The organism is Pantoea sp. SGAir0175, assembly GCF_043547855.1.
This window is the reverse complement of the sequence record NZ_CP028081.1, coordinates 161129-174603: the sequence shown is the minus strand read 5'-3', so window position 1 is coordinate 174603 and position 13475 is coordinate 161129. Positions and strand designations below refer to the sequence as shown.

At 60.4% G+C, this 13475-nt stretch carries 12 protein-coding genes; 1 reads left to right on the top strand and 11 read right to left on the bottom strand.

Features of this window, described 5'->3' with window-relative positions; genetic code table 11:
• Positions 1-75: 75 nt before the first annotated feature.
• The 10 genes from C1N56_RS00805 to C1N56_RS00760 all read right to left on the bottom strand — a co-directional run bounded on the left by C1N56_RS00805 (position 76) and on the right by C1N56_RS00760 (position 11396).
• Positions 76-576, bottom strand: a complete 501-nt coding sequence (locus C1N56_RS00805) for a TIGR00645 family protein (protein ID WP_021507874.1) — start codon at positions 574-576, stop codon at positions 76-78.
• Positions 577-630: 54 nt separating this feature from the next.
• Complete coding sequence (gene kdpD / locus C1N56_RS00800; protein WP_264443564.1) at positions 631-3306, bottom strand: two-component system sensor histidine kinase KdpD; 2676 nt, start codon at positions 3304-3306, stop codon at positions 631-633.
• Between the two features lie 183 nt (positions 3307-3489).
• Complete coding sequence (kdpC, locus tag C1N56_RS00795) at positions 3490-4062, bottom strand: potassium-transporting ATPase subunit KdpC (protein ID WP_150059619.1); 573 nt, start codon at positions 4060-4062, stop codon at positions 3490-3492.
• Between the two features lie 11 nt (positions 4063-4073).
• Entirely contained in the window at positions 4074-6122 is a 2049-nt protein-coding gene (gene kdpB / locus C1N56_RS00790; protein WP_058759354.1) for a potassium-transporting ATPase subunit KdpB, read from the bottom strand.
• A gap of 7 nt (positions 6123-6129) precedes the next feature.
• Positions 6130-7809: a potassium-transporting ATPase subunit KdpA gene (gene kdpA / locus C1N56_RS00785; protein WP_394517007.1), complete on the bottom strand. Its 1680-nt coding sequence runs from the start codon at positions 7807-7809 to the stop codon at positions 6130-6132.
• On the bottom strand, positions 7809-7898 hold the full coding sequence (kdpF, locus tag C1N56_RS00780; protein ID WP_021507879.1) for a K(+)-transporting ATPase subunit F: 90 nt from the start codon (positions 7896-7898) through the stop codon (positions 7809-7811). The genes kdpA and kdpF overlap by 1 nt, the downstream gene beginning before the upstream one ends.
• A gap of 108 nt (positions 7899-8006) precedes the next feature.
• Positions 8007-9170, bottom strand: a complete 1164-nt coding sequence (locus C1N56_RS00775; RefSeq protein ID WP_021507880.1) for an HD-GYP domain-containing protein — start codon at positions 9168-9170, stop codon at positions 8007-8009.
• 91 nt (positions 9171-9261) lie between these two features.
• The gene (locus tag C1N56_RS00770; RefSeq protein ID WP_058775157.1) at positions 9262-9594 is read right to left on the bottom strand and encodes a HigA family addiction module antitoxin; all 333 of its coding nucleotides are present in this window, start codon (positions 9592-9594) and stop codon (positions 9262-9264) included.
• A 48-nt stretch (positions 9595-9642) separates the two neighbouring features.
• Positions 9643-9942, bottom strand: a complete 300-nt coding sequence (locus tag C1N56_RS00765; RefSeq protein WP_059013049.1) for a type II toxin-antitoxin system RelE/ParE family toxin — start codon at positions 9940-9942, stop codon at positions 9643-9645.
• 59 nt (positions 9943-10001) lie between these two features.
• A complete protein-coding gene (locus C1N56_RS00760; protein WP_159378007.1) occupies positions 10002-11396 on the bottom strand; it encodes an MFS transporter in 1395 nt (464 codons plus the stop codon).
• Positions 11397-11831: 435 nt separating this feature from the next.
• Between C1N56_RS00760 and C1N56_RS00755 the strand changes: the two genes are divergently transcribed.
• Complete coding sequence (locus C1N56_RS00755) at positions 11832-12746, top strand: sugar ABC transporter substrate-binding protein (RefSeq protein WP_394517006.1); 915 nt, start codon at positions 11832-11834, stop codon at positions 12744-12746.
• Between the two features lie 224 nt (positions 12747-12970).
• Here C1N56_RS00755 and C1N56_RS00750 read toward each other — a convergent pair whose 3' ends face one another.
• Positions 12971-13465, bottom strand: coding sequence for a GNAT family N-acetyltransferase (locus tag C1N56_RS00750; protein ID WP_394517005.1), 495 nt, complete (start codon positions 13463-13465; stop codon positions 12971-12973).
• Between the last annotated feature and the right edge of the window lie 10 nt (positions 13466-13475).

Here is a 13475-nt window from a genome sequence, read left to right as displayed (position 1 = left end):
CTACGGGGCACTGCGGTTTTTGTAGGGTGCGCATTCATGCGCACCTGGTGCAATGAGTCAGCTCGTGCGTAAAGGTCACGATTTCTTTTCAACCTTCGACATATTATCCAGCCAGCCCATCACAAAGGCCGACAGCACGAAGGTCAGGTGGATGATCACGTACCACATCAGCTTTTCGTTAGCGACGTTACGCGCGTCCATAAAAATACGCAGCAGGTGAATCGATGAGATCGCCACAATCGAAGCTGCCACTTTGTTTTTCAGCGAGCCGGAATCCATCTTGCCGAGCCAGCTCAGCTTCTCTTTGCTTTCATCGATATCCAGCTTGGAGACAAAGTTCTCATAGCCGGACAGCATCACCATGACCAGCAGGCCACCAACCAGCGTCATGTCCACCAGCGACAGCAGCAGCAGAATCAGATCGTTTTCCGCGATGCTGAGAATGTTGGGCAGCAGGTGAAAAATTTCCTGAAAAAATTTAACCGTCAGCGCCAGCAGCCCCAGCGAAAGTCCAATGTAAACCGGTGCCAGCAGCCAGCGCGATGCATACATCAGGTTTTCGGTAAAACGTTCCATAAGTTCCCATTTATCAACAGACAAGCCATCGAGTATAACCGAACTTATGTGAAGTTATTTCAGTGCTTCTTCAGAAATTTCAGGCGCGACTGGCAGCGGCAGCGACAGGCGAAACACCGCCCCGCCCTGCGGCCGGTTTTCCGCCCAGATGCGACCGCGATGTGACTCAATAATGGTTTTGCTGATGGCCAGCCCCAGCCCGACGCCCGGCACGGCCGACTCCTTGTCGCCGCGGGCAAACTTGTCAAAAATGCGCGTCAGATTCTCCGGCGCAATGCCCGGTCCGTTATCCCAGACAGCGATCTCCAGCCGGGTTTTATCGCGCCAGGCGCGAATGCCGTGCTGCGCGGCATTGCCGGCATACTTCAGGCTGTTTTCGATCAGGTTAGTAAACACCCGCTCCAGCATCGCGCTGTCGCCTTTGATCAGCACCAGCTCCGGCGGTAAATCCAGCGTAAAGTCGTGCCCTTTCAGCGACGGTCCCATGCTGCTTAGCGCGCCGCCAATCACCTCGTCCAGCGCCACCCACTCTTCGCGCAGGTTGAGCCCGCCGGACTGAATGCGCGCCATATCCAGCATGTTACTCACCAGCCGGATGGTGCTCAGCGTCTGTTCGCGGATCTGATTGGCCTGGCCGACGTATTTCGACTGCTCGCTGGCGAGGTCCAGCATCAGCATCTCGGCCTGGCCAAACAGCACCGTCAGCGGCGTGCGCAGGTCGTGCGACAGCGCCGACAGCAGCGCATTACGCAGCTGTTCACGCTCGGCGGCCAGCCGTGACGCGGCTTCGCTGTGTGACAGCGCCATGCGTTCCAGCGCGTTGGCAATCAGCACCGTAAAGGTCTCCACCAGCCGCTGCTGTTCGGGAATCATCAGCTGGCGCAGGTTGTCCGGCTCAACCACCAGCAGGCCGCGGCAGTGCGCCCCGCTTTTCAGCGGCAGAATCTGGTACGGCACCGCCGGTAACGTATCGGTGCCGGCACCGGCCGGTTGCCCTTTGCTGTAGCTCCATTTGGCGATTCCGAGGTCGGGCGGCGTCCCGATGGTGCTTTCACCCGCCGACTGCAGCTCACCCTGTTCGTCGGGCAGCAGCAGCTGGCTGCGCGCCTGCAGCGTCACCTCAATGACGCGCTGGCTGGTGGCAGCGATATCCTGCGGCGTCAGCGCGCTGCCAAGCGATTTCGCCATCTCATACAGATGGCGCGCGCGCTGTTCACGGTAGCGCGCCACCCGCGCCTGATAGCGCACGCCGGCGGTGAGATTGCCGACAATCACCCCGACCGCCAGCATCACCGCAAAGGTCACCAGATATTGCAGATCCGATACCGCCACCGTGCCGGTGGGGGCCACAAACACCAGGTCGAAGGCCAGAATATTGATTACCGTGGCGAACACCGACGGCCAGCGGCCAAAGCGCAGCGCCACCAGCACCACCGCCAGCAGATAGATCATCACCGCGTTGGCGGTATCAAACTCCACCAGCCACCAGCGGCCAATCAGCGTCACCAGCACGCAGAGCGCGATCGCCATCAGACACCCGCGCAGGTGCAGCCGCCATTTCTCACCGCTGGCACGCTGGCCGCTCAGGGCCGCTGGCACATCGCGCACCGGCTCATCCAGCGCCACTACCAGCAGGTCGAGCTCCGGCCCCAGCTCGCCGAGACGCTGGGCAAAGCTGTCGCGTCGCCAGCGCCGCTGCGGCTGGCGGCCGGTGACGATTTTGCCGAGATTGTGCTCGCGCGCATAGCGCAGCACCGCGCGCGCCTCGTCCGGATCGGACAGCGTGGCGGTTTCCGCGCCCAGCTCCTGCGCCAGCTGCAGCGTGCGCAGAATGGCGCGCCTCTGCGCTTCCGGCAGTCGGTTGAGGCGCGGCGTTTCCACATACACCGCATGCCATTCGCTGCCGAGCCGGGCAGCAAGACGGGCGGCGGTGCGTACCAGCTTTTCACTGCCGGTGTCGTCACCGATGCACAGCAGAATCGCGTCGCGCGTGTGCCACACTTTGTCGCGCCCCTGCTGATCGCGCCAGGCGCGCATCTGATCGTCTACCCGGTCGGCCGTGCGGCGCAGCGCCAGTTCACGCAGCGCGAACAGGTTGCCTTTGCGGAAGAAATTTTCGATGGCGCGCTCGGCGCGGTCGCCGACGTACACTTTGCCCTCTTTCAGCCGCTGACGCAGATCGTCCGGCGGCAGATCCACCAGCACCACTTCGTCGGCGCTGTCGAAAAAGGGATCGGGTACGGTTTCGCGCACCTGAATGCCGGTGACGCCGCCCACCACGTCATTCAGGCTCTCCAGATGCTGCACGTTGACGGTGGTAATCACGTCGATACCGGCATCCAGCAGCTCTTCAATGTCCTGCCAGCGCTTGGGATGGCGCGAGCCCTGCACGTTGGTGTGCGCCAGTTCATCCATCAGGATCACCGCCGGATGGCGCGCCAGCGCGGCGTCGAGGTCGAATTCCGCATGGCGCGACCGACCGGTGGCGCGCCGCGCCAGCACCGCCAGCCCCTGCAGCAGCGCGGCGGTCTCTTCACGGCCGTGGGTTTCGACCACGCCAGCCAGCACGTCCAGCCCCTGCGCCCGCAGGCGCTGCGCCTCCTGCAGCATGGCGTAGGTTTTCCCTACGCCCGCACAGGCGCCGAAGTAGATTTTCAGTTTACCGCGATGGCTGTCGCTGTGATTGAGCAGCAGGGCATCGGGATCGGGGCGCGGTAATTCGTCGTGTATGTCGTTCAAATATTGAGTTCCGTACGAACAATGAAACGGTCGCCATGAATGGCGTTACGCTGTGGTGCGTGCATCGAAACGGTCGCCATAAATGGCGTTACGCTGTGGTGCGTATATCGAAACGGTCGCCATAAATGGCGACCCTACGTTGTAGGGTGCGCATTCATGCGCACCGAATTCACCTCATCCCTGCAAATCATCCAGCGCCATATTCAGCCGCAGCACGTTCACCGTTTCTTCGCCGATAAACGGCAGCAGCGGGCGCTCGGTGTTGCGCGCAATCAGCGCCTCAACGTCTTTCAGCGTCATGTTGCGCGCTGCCGCAACGCGCGGTGCCTGCCACAGCGCCGCTTCAGGGGAGATATCCGGATCCAGGCCGCTGCCTGAAGCGGTTACCAGCTCCACCGGCACCGCTGCCGGCGCCTGCGGGTTGGCAGCGCGCAGCGCAGCGACCCGCTCCGCCACCGCTTTATCCAGCGCCGGATTACTGGCGGCAAGGTTGCTGCCGCCTGACGCCTGCGCGTTGTACGGCACGTCGCTGGTGGCCGATGGACGGCCCCAGAAGTGCCCCGGCTGGCTGAACGCCTGACCGATCTGCTCTGAGCCGCGCACCGCGCCGTCGCGCTCAATCAGCGAACCGTTGGCCTGCGACGGAAACCACCACTGCGCCAGGCCGGTGGTCAGCAGCGGATAGACCGCGCCGGTCAGCAGGGTAAGCAGGATTAACAATACTATAGCCGGACGTAACTGACTCATTTCTCTTCTCCTTACACCAGGCCCGACAGCGTCAGCAGCAGGTCGATCGCTTTAATGCCAATAAACGGCACCACTAAACCGCCTGCGCCATAAATCCACAGATTGCGGCGCAGCAGCGCTGCCGCGCTCATCGGCCGATAGCTCACGCCTTTCAGCGCCAGCGGAATCAAAAACACAATTACCAGCGCGTTAAAGATCACCGCCGACAGAATCGCCGAGGCCGGTGAATGCAGCGCCATCACGTTCAGCATATTGAGCTGCGGATAGGTCACGGCAAACGCCGCCGGGATGATGGCGAAGTATTTCGCCACATCGTTGGCGATACTGAAGGTGGTAAGCGAACCGCGCGTCATCAGCATCTGTTTGCCGATGTGCACCACTTCCAGCAGTTTGGTCGGGTTGGAGTCAAGATCGACCATGTTGCCCGCCTCTTTCGCCGCCTGGGTACCGGAGTTCATCGCCACCGCCACGTCGGCCTGCGCCAGCGCGGGCGCATCGTTGGTGCCGTCGCCGGTCATTGCCACCAGGCGCCCTTCCGCCTGATACTGACGAATCAGCGCCAGCTTGGCTTCCGGCGTCGCTTCCGACAGGAAGTCATCGACACCGGCTTCCGCCGCAATCGCCGCGGCGGTTAACGGGTTATCACCGGTGATCATCACCGTTTTGATGCCCATCTTGCGCAGCTCGGCGAAACGCTCCTTAATGCCGCCTTTAACGATGTCCTTTAACGCCACCACGCCCAGCACCTGCGCGCCTTCGGCCACCACCAGCGGCGTACCGCCGGCGCGCGCCACCTCTTCCACCCGGGCATTAACCTCAGCCGGGAAGCTGCCGTGGCTGGCTTCGATATGACGACGTACCGCGTCGACCGCGCCTTTGCGGATCAGGCGATCCTGCACGTTGACGCCGCTCATGCGCGTCTGCGCGGAGAACGGGATAAAGCTGGCGCCCATGCTGCTGAGATCGCGTTCGCGCAGGTTAAATTTCTGCTTCGCCAGCACCACAATGCTGCGCCCTTCCGGCGTCTCATCGGCCAGCGATGCCAGCTGCGCCGCGTCGGCCAGCTGCTGCTCGCTGACGCCCGGCGCGGGCAGGAACTGCGTCGCCTGGCGGTTACCGAGCGTGATGGTGCCGGTTTTGTCCAGCATCAGCACATCGACGTCACCGGCGGCCTCCACGGCGCGACCGCTGGTGGCAATCACGTTGGCTCCCAGCATGCGGCTCATGCCCGCCACGCCAATCGCCGACAGTAGTCCGCCGATAGTGGTGGGAATCAGGCACACCAGCAGCGCCACCAGCACCGTCACGCTAACCGGCGTGCCGCCCCAGGCGGAAAACGGCCACAGCGTGGCGGTCGCCAGCAGGAACACAATGGTCAGCGACACCAGCAGGATGGTCAGGGCGATTTCGTTGGGCGTTTTGCGGCGTTTCGCGCCTTCCACCATGGCGATCATGCGGTCGAGGAAAGTCTCGCCCGGATTGACGCTGCACTGAATCACCAGCCAGTCCGACAGGATGCGCGTCCCGCCGGTTACCGAGGCAAAATCCCCGCCGGATTCACGAATCACCGGTGCCGATTCGCCGGTAATGGCGCTCTCATCGACCGATGCGCCGCCCTCCAGCACTTCACCGTCGCACGGGATGATGTCCCCGGCTTCCACCAGCACCACATCGCCTTTGCGCAGCGTATCGGCCGCCACCGGCCGCCACTGCGCACCGTGAAACGGTTCCGCCAGTTTCTTCGCATCGCTGTGCTTGTTCACCCCTTTCAGACTGTTGGCCTGCGCCTTGCTGCGCCCTTCCGCCAGCGCTTCGGCGAAGTTAGCGAACAGCACGGTAAACCACAGCCAGATGGCGACCGCCGCGGTAAAGCCGGCGCTGCCGTTCAGCTGCCCCGCCGCCATACCGATGGCCAGCAGCGAGGTGAGCACGCTGCCGATCCACACCAGAAACATCACCGGGTTGCGAAACTGTACGCGCGGATCGAGTTTTTTCACCGCATCCAGCATCGCGGTGCGCGTCAGCGCCGCATCAAACAGCGCCAGTTGTTGACGACTCATGATTCCGTTATCCCTGAATAAGTTGCAGATGTTCCGCCACCGGGCCAAGCGCCAGCGCGGGAACGAAGGTCAGCGCACCCACCAGCAGCACGGTGCCCACCAGCAGTGCGATAAACAGCGGGCCGTGAGTCGGCAGCGTGCCGTTGCCCACCGGCTGAATTTTCTTCGCCGCCAGCGAACCGGCAATGGCCAGCACCGGAATGATGATGCCGAAGCGGCCGACCAGCATGCAGAAGCCCAGCAGCAGGTTCCAGAACGGGGTGTTGGCGCTGAGACCGGCGAAGGCGCTGCCGTTGTTGTTGGCCGCCGACGATACCGCATACAGCACCTCACTGAAGCCGTGAATGCCGGGGTTGGCCATACCGGCGCGTCCGGCTTCGGTCATCATCGCCAGCGCAGTACCCAGCAGCACCAGCGTCGGCGTCACCAGAATCGCCAGCGCGGTCATTTTCATCTCCCAGACATCGATCTTTTTGCCCATGTACTCCGGCGTACGGCCAATCATCAGACCGGCGATAAACACCCCGAGCAGCACGAACAGCAGCATGCCGTACAAGCCGGCACCGACGCCGCCGAACACCACTTCGCCCAGCTGCATCAGCCACATCGGCACCATGCCGCCCAGCGCAGTGAAGGAGTCATGCATGGCATTTACCGCGCCGCACGACGCCGCAGTGGTGATCACCGCAAACAGGCTGGAGTTGAGAATGCCAAAGCGTGTCTCCTTGCCTTCCATGTTGATCGCGCTATCGGACCCCAGGGTCAGAAAGTGCGGATTGCCGCGCAGCTCAGCCCACATCACCGCGACCACCGCCAGCACAAACATGATGCTCATGGCCCACAGCAGCATATGGCCCTGACGGCGATCGCCCAGCTGCTGACCAAAGGCAAAGCACAGCGCGGCCGGGATCAGGAAGATGCTCAGCATCTGCACAAAGTTGGTCAGTGCCGTCGGGTTTTCGAACGGATGCGCCGAGTTGGCGTTAAAGAAACCGCCGCCGTTGGTGCCGAGCATTTTGATCGCTTCCTGCGAGGCTACCGGCCCGAGCGGCAGCGTTTGCTGCGCGCCTTCCAGCGTGGTGAAGGCATGATAGGGTTCAAAGTTCTGAATGCTGCCCTGGCTGACAAAAAACAGTGCCATCAGCAGGCTAATCGGCAGCAGCACGTAGACGGTGATGCGCGTCAGGTCGCGCCAGGCATTGCCGAGCGTTTCCAGCGAACGGTTAGCAAAACCGCGCATCAGCGCAAACGCCACCGCAATACCGGTTGCCGCCGAAAGGAAGTTTTGCACCGTTAAGCCCGCCATCTGGCTGAAGTAACTCAGCGTGCTCTCGCCCGCGTACGCCTGCCAGTTGGTGTTGGTGACAAAGCTGATCGCCGTATTGAGCGCCAGATCCCAGCTCAGGCCAGGCAGATGCTGAGGATTGAGCGGCAGCGCGCCTTGCCCCATCAGCATCGCCAGCAGCAGCACAAAGCCGAGCGCGTTAAACAGCAGGATGGCCAGCAGATAGTGCGGCCAGCGCATCGCCGCGCCATCAACGCCGGCCAGACGCCACAGCACGCGTTCGCTGCGCGCCAGCAGGGGTTTATCCGCCACCATCAGCGCCAGCAAGCGGCCCAGCGGCTGCGCCAGCACCATCAGCACCAGCAGATAGCACGCAATCAGTAAAAACGCATTCGCCGCCATCAGAATGCCTCCGCATTAAGCAGGGCATAAATCAGGTAGCCCAGTAATAAAAATACCAGCACGATGCCGGCTATCACGCCCACACTCACAGCAACCTCCAGAGGATTTGGTAGTGCAGCAAGCATGCGCGGCGCGGCATAAAGAAGGGGTAAAAAGGCGCAGAGCGGGCGTAAAGAAAGTATAAAAACGCGGGCAGATCAGGCGCTTTCCAGCGCCCAGATGCGGTTCAGGTCAACGTTGTGCCACAAGCCGCTGTCCTCAGCGCCGGTGATGGTATCGGTGCAGAAGCTGTCGCCGAGGTCCAGCGCTTCCGGTTTGACCTCGCGCTGCGAATGCAGCGACCAGAACACATGCACTTTGGGCTTCAGCAGCGATTTTTCCCCGGCCTGCACCACCAGCGCCACGCGCCCGGAAGCCAGCCGTACCAGCGAGCCCACCGGATAAATACCGATGGTGCGCACAAACGCGTGCAGCAGCGCACTGTCAAAGTGGCCGCGCCAGCTCAGCATATTGTGCATCGCCTCAGCCGGCGTCCAGCCTTTGCGATACGGGCGATCGGAGGTCACCGCGTCGTAGACGTCACACACCGCCGCCATGCGTGCGTAGAGCGAGATCTCTTCGCCCTGCAGCCGATGCGGATAGCCGCTGCCATCGAATTTTTCATGGTGATGCAGCGCAATATCCAGCAAATCTTCATCCGCATGGGCTTCCATCAGCATTTGCGCACCGACGATTGGATGCTGGCGCATAATCGTAAACTCTTCGTCGGTGAGCTTATCCGGCTTGTTGAGGATGGTCAGCGGCACCGCGGCTTTACCGACGTCATGCAGCAATCCGCCCATGCCCACGCGACGCAGCTGCTGCTCATCCAGCCCCATTTTCTTGCCCAGCGAAATCATCAGACCGCACACCGCCATGGAGTGCAGGTAAGTGTAATCGTCATGATTTTTCAGCCGCGCCACGCTGAGCAGCGCGGTTGGCTCGCGGGTAATCGATCCGGCAATTTCATCGACCAGCTCAAGGGTAAAGGCAAGATCGAGGCCCTGCCCCATGCGCGCTTCGTTGAACATCGCCAGCACCTGCGGCTTGCCCTGGTTGAAGATGCACTGCGCCTGATCCATCTCGCGGAAAAACGGCGTCTGCGGAATGTCTTTTTTCGGCTGCGGCGTGGCAGGCGCGCGCACCGACCGCTCGGGATCGATCCATACCTGCTGGATCCCCTCGTTACGGATCAGGGCGATCTGACGCTTATCGGTGATCAGCATCTGGTTGCGAATGCGTTTGTCCTTGATCCACCAGACCTCAAGCTTGTGGATAAACATGCCTGGCCGCAGCTCGTCAACGGTAATCAGCTTTATCACGATATCGCTCCTTAATATCAGTGGATGGTAAGGAGTGATATCGGCAGCTGAGCAAAAAATCTTCAGGGCGGCGTGACTGGTCGGGTCAGGTTCAGGCAACCTGCGTGCCGCGCTGGGCTAAAAAGGCACTCAGCGTCATGACACGGCTTAACTCCTCCTGCGTTCTGGCGTCATTTTCCACTTCCCACTGATCGAGATGACGCTGCAGGTTAAGCCAGAATTCAATCGAGGTGGCGAAAACCCGTGCCAGCCGGTAGGCCATCTCAGTGCTGAGTTTACGGTTGTTATTCACCAGCGCGCTGACGGTGTTGCGATGCACATTCAGCATCTCCGCCAGATCATTCACTTTGAGGTTGAGCGGTTCGAGAAATTCATACTGCAGGACGTCCCCCACGCTGGTGGGTTTGCGCATTGCTTGTTTCATAAGGTGCTCTCTTTGGTACGGGTAGCGGGCCAGAAGGGATCGTTAGCGCTATTTTTTGTAGCGGTGCGGATCCAGATACAGATCCCAGGCTTCGCCTTTTGCCCACTGGAAAATTAGCCGATACTGCGCGTTAACCCGAATCGAATAGTAACCCAGCAGCGGCGGCTTCAACGCTTCAAAACGGTTACCCGGCGGCGAACGCAGATCCTGATGCGAAGTGGCGGCATGAATGATATCCAGCTTACGCGCCAGCGCGGATTCAATCGCACGCGGAATCTGCGCATGCGGTGTCCCATGGGTATAAAATTGTGCCAGCCAGGCCTGACGAAACGCCCTGATTGAACCCATCCTGCTTCCCTGCCTGTCTTACGAACCAGCAGGTAAAATAGTGCACTCATGCACAGTGCTCAAGTGCACTTTTTAACATCATAGTTTATTTCCGATCGGGATTCCAGATCGGCAACCTCAGACCGATCGCCTACGCGTTCAATCGGGCCCATCACCAGCAGGAACAGCAGCGCCGCGACGACACAGTGCGCGCCGACGAACACCAGGCCAATGCTGTAGCTGCCGGTCAGGCCAACGATCACGCCAAACAACAGCGGCGTGATAAAGCCCGCCATGTTGCCGATGCCGTTGAAGATCGCGCCGGCGAGGCCAACAGCTTCTTTGGGCGCCGTATCGCTGACCACGGTCCAGGTGCCCGCGCCCGCCGCCACGCCTTTGCCGAAGAAGGCAAACGACATGATGGCGATAATGCCGGCGTTGGAAGGGATCACCGCAGCCAGAATCAGCGAGGCGGCCATCAGCATGCCAATGATGTACGGCGTTTTGCGCGCCCACGACAGGCTCCAGCCGCACGCCAGCAGCATATCTGAGATATAGCCACCGCTGATGCCGCCCAGAAAGCCAAACAGCGCCGGTGCAATGGTGGCGAAACCGGCATCCAGAATGTTCATGCCGCGCGCCTGCACCAGATAGATCGGGAACCAGGTAATGAAGAAGTAGCTAAGCGCGATGGTGCAATACTGGCCGAGGTAGGCGCACCACAGCATGCGGTTGGTGAGCAATGTTTTGAACATCGCTTTGCTGACCGGTGGCCGCGCCCGCAGCGTTTGCGCGGCGTCGATATCCACCAGCGCGCCGCCCTGTTCAATGTAATGCAACTCGCTGGCGGAAACGTGCGGATGCTGACGCGGGCTGCGCATATAGCCCGCCCAGACAAACACCGCCAACACGCCGATGCCGCCGAGCACAAAGAATGGCCATTCCCAGCCATAACGCGACACCAGCCAGCCGGAGAGCGGTGAGAATATCGCCACGGCAAAGTATTGTGCCGAGGCAAACAGCGACGATGCGCGTCCGCGCTCTGCGCCCGGGAACCACATGATGACTGCGCGGGCGTTAGCGGGAAAGCTCGGTGCCTCAATCAGGCCCAGCGCGAAGCGCAGCGCAAACATCAGCGTCAGCGCCATGGTCATGCCACTGGAAAACTCACCGACAAATCCCATCAGCAGGGTCGAAACCGACCACAGCGCCAGCGTCACGCCGTAGACCTTTTTGGTGCCGAAGCGATCGAGAATCAATCCGCCGGGGATCTGGCCGATGACATACGCCCAGCTGAAGGCCGAAAGGATCAGGCCGAGCTGGATCGCCGACAGGCCAAACTCCTGTTTGATCGCCGAGCCGGAGATCGACAGGATCGAGCGATCGGCATAAGCGACCACTGACAGGAACAGAATCAGGCAAAGGATCCAGATACGCACATGGCTGTTCTGGCTGCGGTTTTTGCGTTGCAACATAGGCTGAATTCCTTGATGGAGGAGCATCCTGCCCCGAAGCGATGATGGTCAGGAATACCGCGCAGATTTCCCTGTTCAGCAACTATAGGAAGCCAGTGTTGCTCTGGTCATTGTGCGAATGAAGGAATCCGCGCGGCGAAACGGCGCGGGTTTTGGTCGCTGACACAAAGCCAGGTGCGGTAGCGCACAAAATTTTTAATCCGTGCTGGCTTTCGCCGCGGAATGTGCGCCAGCGCTGAGAAAAGAGTTTGCGCGATCACTATGAGCAGGCAAAGCATCCATGCGCGTCGGGCAAATTGTGCGCTGCACAGCAAATTACCACGCAGCAGATTGCCAGCTCTGCTGCCGGCTCGTAGGCTGAAAATGATTTCATTGAGCCATTTTCAACACCAATGAAAAATTTATTCTAATAAACAGCTTACTCTGGAGTCTGCGATGAAAACCCTCAAGGCGATACTGTTACTTGGCCTGCTGACCAGTTCGGCCTCCGCGCTGGCGGAGAAGATTGGCGTGTCGATGGCCTATTTTGACCAGAACTTCCTAACCATTATTCGTCATGCCATTGATAAAGAAGCCAAAGCGCGCGGGCTGGATGCCCAGTTTGAAGATGCGCGCGGCGATGTCGGCCGCCAGACCGACCAGGTACAGAGTTTTATCAGCGCCGGCGTGGATGCCATCATCGTCGATCCGGTGGATTCCGCCAGCACACCACAGCTAACCCGACTGGCACAGCAGGCGAAAATACCGCTGGTGTACGTCAACCGCACGCCAGGCGATAAAACCCTGCCGCCCGGCGTAGTGTTTGTTGGTTCGGACGAACGCGAATCCGGCACGCTGCAAATGGAGGCGCTGGCTAAACTGGCGAATTATAAAGGTAACGTGGCGATCATGATCGGCAACCTGACCGATGCCGGCGCGCTGCAGCGCACCAAAGATGTCGAGCAGGTGGTGGCGAAATACCCAGGCATGAAAGTGGTACAGAAGCAGCCAGCAAACTATGCGCGCAACGAAGGCATGGACCTGATGCTCAACTGGATTGGCAACGGTGAAGCGATCGATATCGTCACGGCCAATAACGATGAGATGGCGATTGGTGCGGCAATGGCGCTGGCAAAGAGCAATAAAAAGATTCTGGTGGGCGGCATCGACGCCACGCCGGACGGCCTGAAGGCTCTGGCGCAGGACAAGATGCAGGTGACGGTGTTTCAGGACGCCATCGGTCAGGGCAAAACCTCGGTAGACGTGGCGCAGAAGCTGATTAAAGGCGAGAAAGTGGCTTCACACGTGTGGATCCCGTTCGAGCTGGTGACCAAAGAAAATATGCAAAAATACGTCGAGCGCAGCCAGTAGCCGACGGACACTGCGGGGGCGCGATTGTGGCGAGCTGAGCTGCCTGGTGCGCATCAATGCGCACCCTACAGATATTCTGTGAGCACTGTAGGGGCGTCATTTATGGCGACCTGGATTGCCTGGTGCGCATGAATGCGCACCCTACAGATATTCTGTGAACACTGTAGGGGCGCCATTTATGGCGACCTGGTTACCGGGCGCCCTGGTGCAGGCCGACGCAACCATCACTCGCGCAGTATCGCCATGACGATAATGTCGTGGTACTCGCCCTCGCGCAGGCAGGCTTTGCGCTTCACGCCTTCCTGCTCAAAGCCCAGGCGCTGATACAGACGCAGCGCGCGCTGGTTGTCGTGAAACACTTCCAGCTCAACGCGAATCACGCCCAGCCAGTTAAAGGCATAGTCGATACCCGTGCGGATCAGCCGCTCGCCGATGCCACGACCGCTAAACGCCGGATCGACGCCAATACCAAAACTGATGCTGTGACGCGTACGCGGCCGCTGTTCGGTAAACAGCGTCAGCTCGCCCACCATCTGCCCGTCGATCTCCGCCACAAAACCGATGAAGCCTTCGCTGTCCATCCGCTCGAATTTTTTCTGCCAGGTGGCGACGCTGGGAAACGGCAGCTGCGTGGTCCAGCGATACACCTCGGGATGACTGTATAAACGTTGATAGGCGGCGGCATCGCCCGGTTCACGTCCGCGAATCTGCAAATCCATGTCGATAATC

Excerpts from the sequence above, each read along its gene's own strand:
- C1N56_RS00755 (WP_394517006.1), top strand. The coding sequence starts at position 11,832 with ATGAAAACCCTCAAGGCGATACTGTTACTTGGCCTGCTGACCAGTTCG.
- C1N56_RS00770 (WP_058775157.1), bottom strand. The coding sequence starts at position 9,594 with ATGAAACAAGCAATGCGCAAACCCACCAGCGTGGGGGACGTCCTGCAG.
- C1N56_RS00760 (WP_159378007.1), bottom strand. The coding sequence starts at position 11,396 with ATGTTGCAACGCAAAAACCGCAGCCAGAACAGCCATGTGCGTATCTGG.
- kdpA (WP_394517007.1), bottom strand. The coding sequence starts at position 7,809 with ATGGCGGCGAATGCGTTTTTACTGATTGCGTGCTATCTGCTGGTGCTG.
- C1N56_RS00765 (WP_059013049.1), bottom strand. The coding sequence starts at position 9,942 with ATGGGTTCAATCAGGGCGTTTCGTCAGGCCTGGCTGGCACAATTTTAT.
- C1N56_RS00805 (WP_021507874.1), bottom strand. The coding sequence starts at position 576 with ATGGAACGTTTTACCGAAAACCTGATGTATGCATCGCGCTGGCTGCTG.
- C1N56_RS00750 (WP_394517005.1), bottom strand. The coding sequence starts at position 13,465 with ATGGATTTGCAGATTCGCGGACGTGAACCGGGCGATGCCGCCGCCTAT.
- kdpB (WP_058759354.1), bottom strand. The coding sequence starts at position 6,122 with ATGAGTCGTCAACAACTGGCGCTGTTTGATGCGGCGCTGACGCGCACC.
- kdpC (WP_150059619.1), bottom strand. The coding sequence starts at position 4,062 with ATGAGTCAGTTACGTCCGGCTATAGTATTGTTAATCCTGCTTACCCTG.